The organism is Pseudomonas sp. ICMP 561 (assembly GCF_002699985.1).
Classification (GTDB): Bacteria; Pseudomonadota; Gammaproteobacteria; order Pseudomonadales; family Pseudomonadaceae; genus Aquipseudomonas; species Aquipseudomonas quasicaspiana.
This window is the reverse complement of the sequence record NZ_LKBT01000012.1, coordinates 260913-276252: the sequence shown is the minus strand read 5'-3', so window position 1 is coordinate 276252 and position 15340 is coordinate 260913. Positions and strand designations below refer to the sequence as shown.

Genomic DNA, 15340 nt, shown 5'->3' with positions numbered 1-15340 from the left:
CTTCAAATTCGTCGTGTGCGCACAATGTGAACAAGACAATGAAAAAAGCCAAATTCCTCTGCGGCATAACCTTAGGTCTTTTGCCGTTTTATCTATTGGCTGGAGTGATTTCGTATAGGTCGAGGCATTCCACAAAATCAACAGATGCCATTAGATACCCGGAAACTTCCGCCCCGTTCACAGGTCTTGATTGGGTTCAGATTAATGACGTATTTCATTGGCTGAAACTTCCCCCCGTAATCAAGGACGCAACATGAAAGACAGGAAGATTTTATCGCTGGCCGTTTTGCTCACCGTGCTCGCGGGCTGCTCCGACCCGAAAAAGGCCAGTGAAGAAAATTTCGAAAAAGCTGCACAAGCTTACCTCGACACTCTGTATCCGAGATGTCTGGTGGCCGCTAACTTTCCTACCGAGAGTCAGGAATTCGACTACAGCGGTACAGACAAGGTCTTGCATACCTTGGCTCAAGTGGGAGTAGTTAAAGAAACCGAGCTATCTCGTAAAGAGATCCCGAAGAGCTTTGCTCAACCTGCTCGTACCGATATCCGCTATGCCTTCGACCTTACCGATGAAGGTCGAAAGTTCTACAAGAATGACGCCCGGAAACTAATGAACGGGACCACTGTTGGCGCCCTGTGTGTTGGCAAAGCCAAAATCGTCAGCGTCGACCAGTTCAGTGAGCCTGGCGACATGATGGGCCAAAAGGTTTCACGCGTGACGTACAGCTACAAGACCAGCGACTTGCCGAAATGGGCGTACGAAGAGTCCGTGCAGGCTGCCATCCGGGATTTGCCTGCAATAGTCGCCGCTGAAAAAACGCCGATCAAAGAAACCCGCGGCATGATCCTGACCAATAACGGCTGGGTACATGAGCGGTTATTCGGCAAGTAACTGAACAATCAGGTAACTGAAGAATGGGGGCCTGGGTTGCCCCCATTTTTGCACCCACGCTTAGTCCAATAGATTATATAAGCACTGCTAAATGTGATTATTCACGCATAACCGGAATTGCTAAGGTGCAGCTTCAGGCCACTTGCCTTAATGCCTATCTGCCGGTGATGCGCATGCCCAACTACCTCGACGCCACGCACCAACAGCGCATCGCCCAACTGCGCAAAACCTGGACCGCCCGCACCGACTGGCCAACCTGGTTGTTGCTGATCGGGACTTACGCAACCTGGTTCAGCCTGATCCAATACTCCGCACTACTGGGTAGCGGATTGACCTTGATGTTGCTGGTGCCGGTCATCACGTTCTGGATGTCGGTGCAGCACGAATTACTCCACGGCCATCCGACCCGCTGGCGGTCAGTGAACAAACTATTGGGCTACGCGCCGCTTGCGATCTGGTATCCCTACACGCTGTATCGCGACAGCCATCTGCTGCATCACCGCGACGAAGAGTTAACCCTGCCACATCATGATCCCGAGAGCCGCTACCTGAGCGAACAGCATTGGCAACGCAATAGCATCCTGTCGCGCAGCCTGCACTGGTTGAACAAAACTCTTTATGGCCGATTACTGGTCGGCCCGGCGATTGCGCTGATTGGCCTGCTGTCAGTGGAACTGCGACGGCTGCGGCAAGGCGTGTTGCAAGCCTGGCTGATGTGGCTGACTCACGGTACCTGCGTAGCAGCAGTGTTGTGGTTTGTTCAGGTACAGGGCGGAATCGGCATCTTCGAATATCTGCTGGCCAGCGTACTGGCTCTGGCGTTATCCATGGTCCGCTCGTTTTATGAGCACCGCCCTGCTGCATCGCCGCAACATCGCTCGGTCATCAATGAAGCGGGCTGGCCGTGGCGCTGGTTGTTTCTGAACCTGAACCTGCATCTGATTCATCACGATCTTCCGGGCTTGCCCTGGTATTACCTGCCCCGGGTTTACGCAGAGCGTCGTGAAGACTGGCTGCAGCGCAGTGGCCAGTTTCTGGTGGACGGGTACGGCGCATTATTCAGGCAACATGGCGTACGGCCGATTGATAGTCCGCAGCATCCCTGGCGTTGAGCTCATACCGGGATACATGCAAATTTCCTGTAGAGACGGCCCGGAGTTTTTGACACAGCGCTGTTTGCGGCAAACACGTCTGTAGGAGCGAGGCTTGCCCGCGAAGAGCGATAATGCGGTTCGTCTGGCCTACCGAGTTGTCTGGTTCGCGGGCAAGCCTCGCTCCTACAGATCGGTGTTATCAGGGGCACTTCGGCAGCTCTCGCAAAGGTCAGAAGCACCATCGATCTTTACTAACCGTCAATTACTGGATAGTTTGTCTTAAATATTTATACAGATACCCCTCTACATGTCCGACTTTTCTGCAGAAACCCGCAACCTGCTCGAACAACTCAAACACGTTGCTCAAGGCCTGGGCGAGACCTTCGGGCCGTTTTGCGAAGTGGTGGTGCATGACCTTCAATCTCCCGATCACGCCATTTACGCCATCCACAACAATCTGTCAGGTCGCTCTGTTGGTGACCCAGCCACCGAGCTGGGCCTCGCGCGAATCGACGACCCGGCCTATCCGCAAGTCATCGCCAATTACGCCAACCGGTTCCCCGATGGACGTCAGGCCAAAAGCACCTCGATCGGTATCCGCAACGTCGATGGGCAATACGTCGCGGCGCTGTGCATGAACGTTGATCTGACTCTTTTCCAGGGCGTACAGACGGCCATGGCTCAATTCACCCGAGTGGATTGCGCGGTGGATGAGTCACTGGAAGTGGATAGCGCACACAGTATTCGCAAACGGATTGATGAGTTCGCGGGTCGCTCGGCAAGCACGCCCCGCTCGCTCAAGGCCGATGAACGCCGCATCTTGCTTCGAGAGCTGAAAGCATCGGGCGCACTGGAAGTGCGCAAATCCATGGACGTGGTCGCGCAACACCTGGGGGTCTCCCGGGCTGCCGCTTACAGCTACCTGAAGTAGGCCCACTGCCACTTCTGAAATTTGAATTTCAACGAGAGAACCCCATGCCCGACCCCATTCTCTGCAAGAACAGCACAACCATCAGTCCACCTGCCGGGCACTACTCGCACCTGTCCATCGCCAATGGCTTCGTGATGATCAGCGGCCAGTTACCCATCACTGCCGACGGTGCACATCTGGCCAATGCTTCGTTTGAAGATCAGACCCGACAAGTGCTGCTCAATCTGGACAGCTGTCTTCAGACTGCTGGCATCAGCAGAGAGCAGTTGGTGCAGGTGCGGGTGTATGTCACTGACATTGGGCAGTGGCCGCTATTCAATCAACTCTACAGCCAATGGCTGGGGGATCACCGTCCCGCAAGAGCCGTCGCGGGCGTCGCACAATTGCACTACGGCTGCGCCGTGGAAGTTGAAGCCATGGCCGTAGCGGCCTGATATTTTCAGTTGAGAAGGTGACTATCATCGTGAACACGAACACTCTGACACTCCCCACCTATCAAGACGTGGAAGCCGCTGCCCAGCGTCTTGTAGGCCAAGCCAATCGCACGCCGGTAATCACCTCGCGCACCGTCGACAGCCTGTTCGACGCCCAGGTATTTTTCAAATGCGAGAACCTGCAGCGGGTCGGTGCATTCAAGTTTCGCGGTGCCTTCAACGCCCTGGCGAAATTTGACGAGCAGCAGCGTAAACATGGCGTGGTGGCATTCTCTTCAGGGAATCATGCGCAGGGTATCGCCCTCGCCGCCCGTCTCCTGGGCATCCCCGCTACCATCGTCATGCCTCACGACGCGCCACCTGCGAAGATTGCGGCGACACGCGAATATGGCGCAAACGTGGTGATCTACAACCGTCAGACCGAAGATCGCGAAGCCATCGGCCGCGAACATTCCGAGCGCCTGGGCATGACCCTGATTCCTCCCTACGACCACCCCGACGTGATAGCCGGACAAGGCACGGCCGCCAAAGAACTGTTCGAAGAAGTCGGACCGCTGGATACATTGCTGGTCTGCCTGGGCGGCGGTGGCTTGCTTGCGGGCTCAGCACTTTCAACCCGTGCCCTGTCGCCCGCTTGCAAGCTGTATGGCGTCGAACCTGAAGCGGGCAACGATGGGCAGCGCTCCTTTCGCTCGGGCGAAATCGTCCGTATCGCTGTTCCGCACACCATCGCTGATGGCGCACAAACCCAGTACCTGGGTAACCACACCTTCCCGATCATTCGCCGTGACGTGGACGACATTCTCACCGTGTCTGACGCGCAACTCATCGACGCCATGCGCTTCTATGCCGAACGAATGAAGATGGTCGTCGAGCCCACCGGCTGCCTGAGCTTCGCCGCCGCGCTGCAGATCAAGGACCAGCTCAAAGGACAGAAAGTCGGGATCCTGATCAGTGGCGGCAACGTGGATTTGCAGCGTTACGCGGAGTTGTTGGCTAAATAGTTCGTAATCGATGCAGGACAGCCATTTGCCTTTCAATGCCCGACTGCGCGACAAAATGCCACATCAGAAATTCAACCAGTTGTCTGACAACCGCCGAACGGCCCTAGATGGAGAAAACCAATTGTTCTAAAATGTTTCAATACCGGCAAGCGGACGCGGACTCTAACCTCAACGACATAAGCAGTCGTCGACTTGGAAGCCCGGCGACTTGACCAGATTTATAAAAAGAAAAGCCCGTCATAGACGGGCTTTTTTCGTTTTCGGCATTTGTGGCCGAGCGCGCCCTGAGCGCAAACGACGATTTCGGGTCAGCCCACTGGGCGCCCTACTGCACACTTTTAAACTTGAGGCTAATCCCATGCTGCGACTCGTCATCATCTACCTGCTCCAATGGTTCAAACGCCTGGCGTCCAATGCCGTATCACGTAACGGTAACGACACCTACACCGAGAACTTCTCGTCCCGTGAAGAGAGTGACGGCGGCCGCTGGACGTTCGTGACCATTTTCATCGTGTTCACCCTGAGCCTTTATTCGCTGGCTGGCCTGGGCTACTACGCCAAGGTCCACGTCTGGGACGGTTTCACCGAAGCCGAAAAAAACAACATCGCCCAGGCCATGGTTGTTGCCAGCCAGAACATGAACTAAACCTTTGATCTAGCCGCGACCAACGAACGGCATGTTAGTGGCCATAACGGTCATGTTCAGCACGTTGGTCGACAGCGGCAGGCTCGCCATGTAACGCACCGCATCGGCGACTTCCTTGACGTCCATCATCGGCTCTACCGCGGTCTGCCCATTGGCCTGCCGAACCCCGGTGGTCATGCGTGCCGCGAGCTCGGTCAAAGCATTGCCGATATCAATCTGACCGCAGGCAATGTTGAACTCACGCCCGTCCAGGGCAAACGTCTTGGTCAACCCAAGCACGGCATGCTTGCTCGCGGTATAAGGCGAACTGAACGGCCGTGGCGTGTGGGCGGAAATCGACCCGTTGTTGATGATCCGTCCACCCTGCGGCATCTGCCTGCGCATCAGCCCAAACGCGGCGCGAGCACAGAGAAACACCCCAGTCACATTCGTGTTGATCACGTTCAGCCACTTCTCGACGTCCAGTTCATCCACCGGAACGGCCGGAGCACCAACACCGGCGTTATTGAACAGAACATCCAGACGACCATAAGCGTCTTCAATCCTCGCAAACAGCGCATCGACACTCGCCGGATCGCGAACATCGGTGGACACCGCAATGGCCTCGCCACCCGCCTCGCCAATAACCGCCGCCAACTCATCCAGCGGCTCCTGACGACGTCCCGCCAGCACCAGGCTGTAGCCATCCACCAGCAATCCCAACGCAACAGCACGACCAATGCCACTGCCTGCACCCGTGACAAGTGCGACTTTTAATGCGGTGTTATTGGTCATTCTGTTGCTCCTTTCTGATTCGGAAAAGTACGGAATAGCACAGGAGATTACCCGGCCTTGCCAACTCCGCGCCATCAAGTTGCAAACACAGGACTTGTAGGAGCTGCCGAAGGCTGCGATCGCGGTGTGTCAGGATAAATGCTTCGCAGCCTTCGGCAGCTCCTACAGAAAATGCATTTCATTCAGTAATTTGCATTTTGATTGTAAGAGCGCTTTAGCGTGGGGTGGCATTCAAAGTCGATCGACTCATCAAAGTCCTTGCGCCACCGACGCTTTCCTGAGAAAAAGCCACCTTTGTCGCCTTACTCAGAGAAAGCACCATGAGCAACGAATTGCTGGTCACAGACATCCGCACCGGTGACGGCAAGGAAGTCGTCAAAGGCGCGCTGATTACCACCCAGTACACCGGCAAACTAGAAGACGGCACCGTGTTCGATTCCTCCCATGAGCGCGGCAAGCCCTTCCAGTGCGTGATCGGCACCGGGCGCGTGATCAAGGGCTGGGATCAGGGCCTTATGGGCATGAAAGTCGGCGGCATCCGCACCCTGTTCGTGCCGGCACATCTGGCCTACGGCGACCGACAGATGGGCCCGCATATCAAGCCGGGGTCTGATTTGCATTTTGAGATCGAATTGCTGGAAGTTTTGACTCGGGATGATTGAGGGCGATCAATAGCGGGACCTTGAAGGCAAAGCACGCGCGTAATAAGTTATTTCCCTGCGACTCAGCGTCCTCCGCTTCAATCCACATACCGCACATACCGCTCCATTAGATTTGGCCGTTGGAAAGTATCGATTGCGTCGATGTTGTCCAGTAAATGGTCCAGATGCTGTTTGTAAGTTGTCTCATCCATGTCGATCCAGAAACGCAGCGGGCGACCGGTTTGCTGGTCGTAGGCGGCTGTGGTTGGGTCGAGGTGGCGGAATTCTTCGTAACGCGGTAACTCCGGCAGCGGACCACTGGTGTCCATGTAGTTCTGAAGGAAATCCCATAGCGCGCAGGGCATTTGCCAGCGGTTATCTAGGTTTACCAAGGCGGAGAAGTCGATCACGATGTCGCGGTAACGATGGGCGAGAAACAGTACGTGGTTCATCGAGCCCTGCCGCTCTGCTACAGAAACGATGTAAGCATCGAACTCATAAAACGGAGCTGTCAGTTCGCCGATGGTGCCGTTCTTTTTGTATTCACCGTTATTCTTGTAGTCGAATAGGGTTACCAGGCCGGTACGGCGGTTCAACTCCCAGATGGGGCCACGTGAGGGTTTGACCCAGAGCTTGGGGAATTTGTGGATGACGAGGGATCCTATGGCCCAGCAGAGGAGAGGAATTCCCAAAAGCCATGAGAATAAATGTCCGACCATGTCTGTCGCTACTTCAATCCAGGGGTCACTCAAGTAAAAAGCTGCAGTTCCTAAGGTCATCAGCGCAGGAATAATGCCGACTAGGAAAAAACCTTTGCCGAATATCAAAATATACAACCAAAACTGCGATCTGGTGGACCAAAGTGAAAACCTGAATCGCTCGTGATCATGTCGATCATGAAAGTCCACGTGTTCATAAGGAGCTGGCACATAGGTTCCTGCCGCCATCTTTTCATCACGCTCTTTGAACATCTGTTCCTGAAACCGCAATTTATCCGGCGAGCGCTCCCGCAAGAAATCATCAGGGGCAATGTCTAGCGTGTACCCCCATGGCAAGCGGCGTTTGCCGAAGCGTTTTAACCAGGACCGCTCTGCTGAAGGCAATTGATCGGGAATATTGTCCGACCGGTAGGCTGTCGGGGCGTAGTAAGGTATTTCACTACAGTTAGTCGTCATCGGTTTCAATCTACATACCGCACATACTGCGCCATCAGGTTTGGGCGTTGAAAAGTGTCGATGTCATCAATGCTGTCCAGCAAATGGTCCAGATGCTGTTTATACGTTGCGTCATCCATATCGATCCAGAAACGTGGCGGACGCCCGGTTTGCTGGTCGTAGGCGGCGGTGGTGGGATCGAGGTGGCGAAACTCCTCGTAACGCGGCAACTCCGGCAGCGGACCACTGGTGTCCATGTAGTTCTGAATGAAATCCCACAGCGCGCAGGGCATTTGCCAGCGGTTATCGAGGTTAACCAAGGCAGAGAAGTCGATCACGATGTCGCGGTAACGATGGGCGAGAAACAGTACGTGGTTCATCGAGCCCTGCCGCTCTACTGCGGAGACGATGTAAGCATCGAACTCATAAAATGGGGCTGTCAGTTCGCCGATGGTGCCGTTCTTTTTGTATTCGCCGTTATTGTTGTAGTCGAATACCGTTACGAGACCGGTGCGACGATTCAACTCCCAGATGGGTCCACGTGAGGGTTTAACCCAGAGCTTTGGAAATTTGTGGATGACGAGAGACCCTATGGCCCAGCAGAGTAGAGGCACTCCTAGAAACCAAGAGAAAAAGCCTTTCATCAAATCGAATGTAACAACTATCCATGGTTCTGGATCTAGATATCCTACTGAAATGAGAGCAAACAGTGATGGCACAATCCCAACTAGAAACAACCCTTTACCAAACATCAAAAGATATAGCCAAAACTGCGATTTTTTAGACCACAACGAAAACCTGAACCGCTGATGATCATGTCGATCATGAAAGTCTACGTGCTCGTATGGGGCGGGCACATAGGCTCCTACGGCTTTCTTGACTCCTCGCTCTTTATCCATCTGTTCGCGGAATCGCAAGTTACTAGGCGAACGCTTGCGTATGAAATTATCAGGGGCAATATCCAGCGTCTCTCCCCATGGCAAGCGTCGTTTACCAAAGCGTTTCAACCAGGATCGCCCTTCCGAAGGCAATTGATCGGGGATCTTGTCCGAGCGATAGGCTGTCGGGGCGTAGTAGGAAGTCTGATCCGTCATCATTGTCCAGTCTTCGCTCTGTGTTCGGTTTCATCCGCCCAGAACAGACGCGCGGTATTTTCAAAGTCAGGCTGTGTGTAAGGCGGGCCGAAAGGTGTCGGGTCTTTGGGCGGTGGTGCTGGGAAGACCCAGGTATGTGGCCCATCATTAACCGAGAACTGCGCCCGAACGCGCCAGACGTGATAGAGGGCGGGAAGGTTCGCCTGCGGCTCTGCCGGGTAGGAGTTGGGAGTACTAACGAAAATCTCTAGAGCATCCGGCCATAGGCGATGACACGTAGGCTGAGTGACAGAGTATGAACTGTTCTGGACAGTGTGCCCGCCATAACCATCGTAAAAGCTCTCGACTCGCTCTAGGGCGCAAAAAGCCGCGATTCCCGGTTGACCTAACCCACTCATGAGACCAGAAAGATTGCTTTCAATGCGGATCCGAGTATTGGCGCTGCGCACCTCAAACGGTACCGAATCCCGGAAATCAAGTTTGGCGTTGGGCTTGAAGTCAGGGTTACGGTCGATGCTGATTCGGATGTTGGCCAGCAGGCTGACCAGATAATGAAAGGCCCTCTGTGGATCACTCAGGTGCTCGGCTATGTTGTGTGGATCCGTGCCAAATGGACCTTTTTTTAGCCAGTCCTTGAGGGAACTACTGCTGAGCAGGTAGACCACCAAAACGCCAACAACAATTAGAAAAAGGCTAATCCATCCCGCTGGCGACAGACCGAGAAATAAACTGCTTCCGACGATAAAGTTACTCGCAGTACCAACAAAACCACCCGTTGCCATGAGCAGATAGCCGATATAACCATTGTCGTCCCATCGGTAGGAATACCAGGCTTCATGGAGGCTAATGCCAGAAAAAATAAGCCCGGCACCGATCTGCGCAAATAGACGAGCACTGAACTCTTTGACAAGGTATTCACTTAACGGCCCCAGAAGCCGCTCGGCCGTCGCTTCAGAAATGGTAAGCAATGTCTTACGTCCTGCTGCCAAGACAGACTTGCTACCCGATAGCCTCACTGTCAGTGCCTCCATAGCAATGATGAGATCAAATCCTGCGCCAACGATTCCAGCGGCCGCCCTGTACTTGCCTTTTTCTCGGCTAGTTTGTGAATAAGCCTCCAACTCATTCCTCAAATTCCAAAGCTCCAGCGCCACCACAGCCCCCGCAAACGGAACCGAATTCAACACTTTGAAAAACCCGTTATTGTGCAGCCCATCAAGCTGCTTCGCCGCCTTTTCTATAGCGCTAGCCCTTTCCGCCTGATCCGCTGCGCTATCCATCAATTCTTTCTGCCACGCCTCATTGAAACGCCGATTCGCGCCACGCACCGATATTGAGGTGGGATGTTGCCCCGGCATGCCCAGCACCTTTCGGTCGGGCGAGAGTATTACGGGCTGCTCGACGTAGCCGTGTCGCTCAGCTGGACTTTTCATTACCCCGTGTTGGTTACGATAAACCCCGTAAGTCTGTGCAGAACGGTTGGACTGCTCAGGCAGGTCGTCCAGACCGAAAACGTAGTAGTCCTTGTGATAGGCCTCGGCCCGGCTGAGGAAATGCAGGTCGCCAAAGGTGGCAGGCAGCATGCTGCGCAGCTGTGCAATGCCCCGCCTTTGTATCGCAGTACTTGCACGCCAAGGTGTGGAGGATTGCCGGGTGCCCGCCTGCTTCGCTTTATGCAAAGCCTGCTCGGCAGCTTCGACAGCTCCCTGCAAGTTTTCGTGGACAGCAATGAGTGCCCCAGCGGCACCTTTGGCAGCTGTCGTGAGCGTGGAGTTGAGATTGCCGCTTTTAAGCAACGTCGCCAGGAACAGGCTGTTGATATCGCCTGGGCTTGTAGGCGGAAAAAAGTTGCTCCGCTCGATTTTCGCCAGCTCAGTGGCGCGAAACTGTCCGTCACCCTGATTAACTTCAGGCGCACTGGGCGGCTGATAAGGAGCATTAAGGTCCTGCTGCTCGACATCCGGCCAAAGCATCAGGTGCAGCGGATGCTCTAGATCGTTGACGACTTTAGCGAGCCAGCGCTGACCGGCGCTCTCTTTCGGACTGTAAAGACTGAGCAGGGTTACGGCATCAGTAATGTCACCACTGACCGCCAATGGATCGTAAGCCGCTGGGCGCAGCGCCAACGTGACGAACATCTGGCTGATGAAGTAGAGAGATGCAGCATATTTGAACCCGTCCTGGCTCGCGTAATCGGCGAGGCTCTGCTCGGCATGCGGCAACTGCAAACACTCGCAGAGCAGCGACTGGCTCATTTCCAGACTACGCCACAACTGTGTGCGCTCGCCGGTAGCGGTAAAGCGGTTAATGTCCAGTCGACCTTGCTCTTTGAGATGGTCCAGCTGTTGATGCATCGGGTTTTTCTGGCCGCCAATGGACGCGGGCACGATCAACTGCTGGACCAGCAGAGCGCTGCCATGATGGCCGTACTGTTGCGCCCGTGCGCCACACAATTCCAGTAGCTGCTGTTGTTCCTGAATTCGGGTGTTCAGATGACGCATCCGGTAATGCGTGTCCACGAGCATTACGCCGTAGAGATGGCGGGAGCGTGCATGCGATAAAACGTCCTCTGCGGGCGGATGAGCCTCCCATATTCCACGGTTGTGTTCGGCCGTCGGCTCAACGATTTGCTCCAGATTCTGCGCCCAGGCTCCGGTTTCAATTCGTTGCGGACGATAAGCGGCCTTCCCTTCTTCACACGTTTGAACGTGCTGCCGTGCTGCCTTGAAAGCGCTCGCCAGAAACTGCCCACTCAGGTCACACAAATACCGGGCCGGTTGATCGAGCATCCATTCAAAACCAGTCTGCCGCGCCCGTTGCGGGGCTGGAACCGACACGGGAAAGGCATGCTGCCTGAGGTTTAACCACGTGGTATGAGCGGCACCCGCTTCTGACTGCTTGATGACGTCAAACGCATCGACGGCGCTGAACGCTTCGAGCATGGCCGCCCCATCGGGCTTGTTCTGAAAGCGCCTGTCGGAGGCTTCCTTGACTACCCTGAGGTCGGGTCGCTCGCAGCGTTGTTTACGTAACGCCGGGTTCTGCTCCAAACGTTCAAGCCGCGCATGACTGAGCTGTACTTCGCTAAAACATAACTCGGCTTCAACGCGCCTGTTGTTCCAGTTGGCGGGCAGCCAGATGTCGTCCAGTCCTTTGCCCGTGGCCAGCCGGGCATCATCGGCGTAACCGCCTTCAATGCGGAATCTGTCCAGATCGATGTCGTGATAGGTCGTGCCTTCGTCCGTGACCTGGACTTCCAGTTCGCGCCACAGGCGATTACCGAGGAACACATAAATATAACCAGCACGACATAGCACCGGCGTGCCATGATCGTTAGCGCTATCGATTCCGGGCAGCGCCACGAACGGCAATATCGGGACGATCTGGTTGTGCTGCTGGTCCAGTTGCCTGACGGTGATGCCTACGTCAGGCAGCGGTAATAGAATCGGTGGGCCGTACTCTGATTCAACCTCAAGCATCATCCGATGTCGGGGTTCACCACTCCAGTCCCAGACATGCAACGTGCTCGGCGCACACATAAACGCGGTAATGGTTTCCGGACAATCCTGAGCGGTAATTGCATCCAGGCGCTTATCGCTTTCGCGTTCATAAATAGCCAGGCGCTGAGTCGCAGGATGATACTTGCCGGCCACCTGAACGATGAGTTTATTGATTTCACAGCAAGGGCCCCGACTCAGATCGCCGACGTTATGTGCCATCTCAGTTTTCCTGTCCGGTGGAAATTTTTTGCAGATGCTGCAGCAAGTAGGCAAAACGGGTTTCGTCGGAGCCTTTCGGCAACTCTTGAGGCACCTCAGGTGATGGATGGTCCCGACGCACGTCCAGGTAACGCTCAAGACTGTGAGCCTTTGTAAATCCGTAACGCAGCCCCTCGCCCAGCCACTGCTGGCCATGCGAATAACAAAGGTCACTTTGTTTGAGCCACCACCGGTACAGAAAGTGATCCTGTTGCTGGCATCGAAGGGCCTGTTGTTGATGGCTATCGAGCGCGAATTCAAAGGCCAAGGGTTCCCGGTTTTCGCCTTCAGGGCTTTCAAGACTTCGCCAGGAACGTGCGTTCAAGGCTCGGTCTCCCCATGTTCCGCCGTACCAACTCAAGCGGCTGATAGGTCCAAGCCAGTATTTGAGTGAGTCGGACTGACAAGCCGGGAAAAAATAGCTCGCGGTGACAGGGTTGGAATACCGCAAAACACCTCTGCCTAGAGCTTCGAAGCGGACAAGCAAAATTTGACGCAGATGAGCCAGTACCACGACTGTCGGCTGCTCACTCTGGATGATCAAACCAGGCCAATCTTCAGGAGTTTGTTGCACCGCATTGAGCAAGTCCGAGCTTTCATCTGTAGTTACCAGAATCGGGCTTTGCTCGGTGTAGGCTGCTAACTCAGTGGTGTCGAAAAGCATCGAGAGCTGGGGAGCACCTATCTTTCGATATAGCTGTGGCAGGACTGAATTCGTACGTTCAAGCAGTAACCAGGTGTTCATCACTGCCCCCCTTCGCGCAATTTTCTTGCACAAGGGCAATGCGCCAATGGGCATTCCATCGGCGTTTTGCCTTCAGGCTTCTGGCAAAGCTCGACAATCGGGGTGTCGCCCACCAGTAGCTCAGGAAGCGCCAGACTTGAATGATCTGCCGCGGACTTGGGCGCAGTGATTGCCGCTTGCTTGTCCAGCGACATCGGCAGTGAGGGAACCGCAGGCATACCCGGCACCGGAACTCCACCCAACAGAATCGGTACGCTGGTAAAAATCCCCGCGGGAGTAATCGATATCCAGTGACCGCCCGCCTTGATCGTCGTACTCAGCGTGGCGTCGATAATCATGTTCTGTCCGGCGGCCAGATGTATTTCCTGAGCCGCGCTAACTAAACGATTGGCCGCGCTGATGTGCTGATTACCGACCACCGTCAACGAGTCATCGGCCAGCACCTGGGTTTTGCGTGCCCCATGCGTAAGGTGGTGTTCTTCGCCATGCAGCTCGTGGCTGGACAGCCCGGTGACCTTGACCTTGCGCTGGTTATCGACCTGGATCGACTGATCGTTCAGTACGTGCTCAGACCAGTTGCGTTGGGCGCGAATGGAAATGGACTCGGCACCTTTGCGGTCTTCAATGCGCAGTTCGTTGAAGCCTGCGCCGCCTGGGCTGCTTTGGGTTTTGAGCACGGTCTGGGTGTTCTGCATAGGCAGGTTCAGCGGCGCTCGGGTACCGGCATTGGGCAGGCAGGCCTGCACGTAAGGCTGGTCCGGATCGGCTTCGAAGTAACCCACGATCACTTCCATGCCGACTCGCGGAATCATCGCCGTGCCGTACTGCTCATGGGCCCAACCAGTGGCGACTCGCAGCCAGCAGCTGGAATGCTCGTTACGCTTGCCTTCGCGATCCCAGAAGAACTTGACCTTGACCCGGCCGTATTCGTCGCAATAAATTTCTTCGCCCTGCGGGCCAGTAACCACCGCGTGCTGGCTGCCTAAAACCCTTGATTTGCGGTGCCTGATCGGTGGACGAAACGGCACCTTCCCGGGGATGGCTTCAAAACGGTTGCGATAACCTTGAGTAAACGCTCCCGATGCCCGGGGCATCGACTCCTCCAGCACCTGCGGCTGTTTGCCCTCATGGAACACCGACGTCAGCAGCCATTGCTGGCTCCACTCCGGATTAGGATGCGTCAGTTCAAACAAGTGGCCACTGACCAGCGCACTTTGGTCACTCGAACCACTGGCTAACCGGACATCACTGCGGTTTCGCTCAAGTGCCCTTTGCGCCTGACGCGTACCGACGCTGAGATCCGTGAACGGCGCCGGATACTGATAATCCTCCAGCTCCTTACGACCATCGCCGCCCGCACTGCTGAGCAGGTCAACCTGAGGCAACTGAAAGTGATAGGTCTGATGGCTGGCCTTGCCCGAGCGCGTGGCGAGTCGCACGTTGAATCTGTTGATAACCGAAGCGTCTGCAACCTGACCGCTGCTCTGCACATACGCGACCGCAGCCTTGAGTACCGGCAATTGAATAGGGTCGTCTGCAAACACCAGCAAATGTTCATCGGGGCTGTGCTGGAAGTGAAAGTGGATGCCCTCCTCTTCACACAGCCTGCGCACAAAATGCAGATCGGTTTCCTGATACTGGGTGCAGTAATCGCGAGGCTTGCAGGGTTCGCGCAACCTGAACGCAAACCCATTGCTGAAGATGGCGTGATCCTTGAGGACCAGCGCAATGATTTCCGGAACCGTCTTGCCCTGAAAGATCCGATGATTGCTGCGGTATTCCAGACGCTTGAGGCTGGGCACCAGTTGAATGAAATAGTGGGTGAAGCGTTTGCCGGAATCACCCTGAGCGATTTCGCCGATCTGCCCGTGAAGGCCATTACCGTCGGCATCTAACCTCAGAAACGCCAGGCGGTGCAGCAGGTCTTCCAGTTTGAGATTGGTGCGTTCGCTGACCAGCTCGATGCGCACACTGAACGGACGGCTGATGGATTCCTTTGCGGTAAAGGCCAGCACTCGAAAGTCATGCTCAAGCCCGGCAATTTCCAGCGTGAACGAGGCGCGATTGGCGGTGTTGAGCATGGGCAAGTCCTTGGCCTGAATAAAAGGCGGGACTTTGCCAACAGTTGCTCGATACGTCAGTCAGCCGATACAGAGCAGGTTTGTAGGAAGCT

The 15340-nt window shown here is 55.2% G+C and carries 13 protein-coding genes; 7 read left to right on the top strand and 6 right to left on the bottom strand.

The window, feature by feature from the left end; translation table 11 throughout:
* Positions 1-253 precede the first annotated feature (253 nt).
* The 6 genes from AO242_RS11515 to AO242_RS11485 all read left to right on the top strand — a co-directional run bounded on the left by AO242_RS11515 (position 254) and on the right by AO242_RS11485 (position 5001).
* Complete coding sequence (locus tag AO242_RS11515; RefSeq protein ID WP_027898975.1) at positions 254-892, top strand: hypothetical protein; 639 nt, start codon at positions 254-256, stop codon at positions 890-892.
* Positions 893-1065: 173 nt separating this feature from the next.
* Positions 1066-2004 (top strand): fatty acid desaturase, encoded by a 939-nt coding sequence (locus AO242_RS11510; protein WP_099268957.1) that lies wholly within the window; start codon positions 1066-1068, stop codon positions 2002-2004.
* A 289-nt stretch (positions 2005-2293) separates the two neighbouring features.
* The gene (locus AO242_RS11500) at positions 2294-2917 is read left to right on the top strand and encodes a helix-turn-helix transcriptional regulator (RefSeq protein ID WP_099268769.1); all 624 of its coding nucleotides are present in this window, start codon (positions 2294-2296) and stop codon (positions 2915-2917) included.
* 44 nt (positions 2918-2961) lie between these two features.
* Positions 2962-3351 carry a RidA family protein gene (locus AO242_RS11495; protein WP_099268768.1) on the top strand — a complete coding sequence of 130 codons (390 nt, stop codon included), beginning with the start codon at positions 2962-2964 and terminating at the stop codon, positions 3349-3351.
* A 44-nt stretch (positions 3352-3395) separates the two neighbouring features.
* Positions 3396-4355, top strand: coding sequence for a threo-3-hydroxy-L-aspartate ammonia-lyase (locus tag AO242_RS11490; protein ID WP_218927835.1), 960 nt, complete (start codon positions 3396-3398; stop codon positions 4353-4355).
* Between the two features lie 358 nt (positions 4356-4713).
* On the top strand, positions 4714-5001 hold the full coding sequence (locus AO242_RS11485) for a hypothetical protein (RefSeq protein ID WP_099268766.1): 288 nt from the start codon (positions 4714-4716) through the stop codon (positions 4999-5001).
* Between the two features lie 9 nt (positions 5002-5010).
* Here AO242_RS11485 and AO242_RS11480 read toward each other — a convergent pair whose 3' ends face one another.
* Positions 5011-5775, bottom strand: a complete 765-nt coding sequence (locus AO242_RS11480; RefSeq protein ID WP_099268765.1) for an SDR family oxidoreductase — start codon at positions 5773-5775, stop codon at positions 5011-5013.
* A 320-nt stretch (positions 5776-6095) separates the two neighbouring features.
* Here AO242_RS11480 and AO242_RS11475 point away from each other — a divergent pair, with 320 nt between their 5' ends.
* On the top strand, positions 6096-6437 hold the full coding sequence (locus AO242_RS11475) for an FKBP-type peptidyl-prolyl cis-trans isomerase (protein ID WP_027898968.1): 342 nt from the start codon (positions 6096-6098) through the stop codon (positions 6435-6437).
* Positions 6438-6514: 77 nt separating this feature from the next.
* Here AO242_RS11475 and AO242_RS11470 read toward each other — a convergent pair whose 3' ends face one another.
* Genes AO242_RS11470 through tssI form a run of 5 tightly spaced genes read right to left on the bottom strand, consistent with a single transcriptional unit; the run spans position 6515 to position 15248 of the window.
* Complete coding sequence (locus tag AO242_RS11470) at positions 6515-7591, bottom strand: hypothetical protein (protein WP_257153417.1); 1077 nt, start codon at positions 7589-7591, stop codon at positions 6515-6517.
* Between the two features lie 5 nt (positions 7592-7596).
* Complete coding sequence (locus AO242_RS11465; RefSeq protein ID WP_235664588.1) at positions 7597-8667, bottom strand: hypothetical protein; 1071 nt, start codon at positions 8665-8667, stop codon at positions 7597-7599.
* Complete coding sequence (locus AO242_RS11460; RefSeq protein WP_176560607.1) at positions 8664-12437, bottom strand: hypothetical protein; 3774 nt, start codon at positions 12435-12437, stop codon at positions 8664-8666. Before AO242_RS11460 ends, AO242_RS11465 begins: the two co-directional genes overlap by 4 nt.
* Positions 12385-13167, bottom strand: coding sequence for a DUF4123 domain-containing protein (locus AO242_RS11455; protein ID WP_099268763.1), 783 nt, complete (start codon positions 13165-13167; stop codon positions 12385-12387). The genes AO242_RS11460 and AO242_RS11455 overlap by 53 nt, the downstream gene beginning before the upstream one ends.
* Positions 13167-15248 carry a type VI secretion system tip protein TssI/VgrG gene (gene tssI, locus AO242_RS11450; protein ID WP_099268762.1) on the bottom strand — a complete coding sequence of 694 codons (2082 nt, stop codon included), beginning with the start codon at positions 15246-15248 and terminating at the stop codon, positions 13167-13169. The genes AO242_RS11455 and tssI overlap by 1 nt, the downstream gene beginning before the upstream one ends.
* Positions 15249-15340 lie beyond the last annotated feature (92 nt).

What these genes read in the sequence shown, in the direction of transcription:
- AO242_RS11470 (WP_257153417.1), bottom strand. Translation starts at nt 7,591, where the DNA reads ATGACGACTAACTGTAGTGAAATACCTTACTACGCCCCGACAGCCTAC.
- AO242_RS11495 (WP_099268768.1), top strand. Translation starts at nt 2,962, where the DNA reads ATGCCCGACCCCATTCTCTGCAAGAACAGCACAACCATCAGTCCACCT.
- AO242_RS11485 (WP_099268766.1), top strand. Translation starts at nt 4,714, where the DNA reads ATGCTGCGACTCGTCATCATCTACCTGCTCCAATGGTTCAAACGCCTG.
- AO242_RS11510 (WP_099268957.1), top strand. Translation starts at nt 1,066, where the DNA reads ATGCCCAACTACCTCGACGCCACGCACCAACAGCGCATCGCCCAACTG.
- AO242_RS11475 (WP_027898968.1), top strand. Translation starts at nt 6,096, where the DNA reads ATGAGCAACGAATTGCTGGTCACAGACATCCGCACCGGTGACGGCAAG.
- tssI (WP_099268762.1), bottom strand. Translation starts at nt 15,248, where the DNA reads ATGCTCAACACCGCCAATCGCGCCTCGTTCACGCTGGAAATTGCCGGG.
- AO242_RS11465 (WP_235664588.1), bottom strand. Translation starts at nt 8,667, where the DNA reads ATGATGACGGATCAGACTTCCTACTACGCCCCGACAGCCTATCGCTCG.
- AO242_RS11455 (WP_099268763.1), bottom strand. Translation starts at nt 13,167, where the DNA reads ATGAACACCTGGTTACTGCTTGAACGTACGAATTCAGTCCTGCCACAG.
- AO242_RS11500 (WP_099268769.1), top strand. Translation starts at nt 2,294, where the DNA reads ATGTCCGACTTTTCTGCAGAAACCCGCAACCTGCTCGAACAACTCAAA.
- AO242_RS11515 (WP_027898975.1), top strand. Translation starts at nt 254, where the DNA reads ATGAAAGACAGGAAGATTTTATCGCTGGCCGTTTTGCTCACCGTGCTC.
- AO242_RS11480 (WP_099268765.1), bottom strand. Translation starts at nt 5,775, where the DNA reads ATGACCAATAACACCGCATTAAAAGTCGCACTTGTCACGGGTGCAGGC.